1 protein-coding gene is annotated in these 256 nt (G+C 37.5%); it reads right to left on the reverse strand.

The window, feature by feature from the left end; translation table 11 throughout:
- A partial coding sequence (locus AAEY87_RS14175) for an ArsA-related P-loop ATPase (protein ID WP_502945488.1) occupies nucleotides 1–200 on the reverse strand: 200 nt, incomplete at its 3' end.
- Between the last annotated feature and the right edge of the window lie 56 nt (nucleotides 201–256).

The following is a 256-nucleotide window of genomic DNA, read 5'->3' on the forward strand; positions in this document are numbered from 1 at the left end:
GTATCAATGACGACTACATCACAATCAACTGTAGCAACAATCTCTGCAAATCGTCTGAAAACGGCAATTTCTTGAGTACAAGGCGAGCGTAGATCTTCTTCAACATAGTCCAATTCCTCAGAAGACATGGTCTTACGAGCTTTAGATAAAACTTCTTCTTTATAGTCCTGTAATTCTTTTTTTTCGTCAATATGACTCATTTTAATGTTTTCCGATTCAGTGATTACAAATTCCAAATGAGCGGCAGGGTCTGTTG

It is taken from the genome of Psychrobacter sp. S1-30-MNA-CIBAN-0213 (assembly GCF_040309845.1).
Lineage (GTDB): Bacteria > Pseudomonadota > Gammaproteobacteria > Pseudomonadales > Moraxellaceae > Psychrobacter.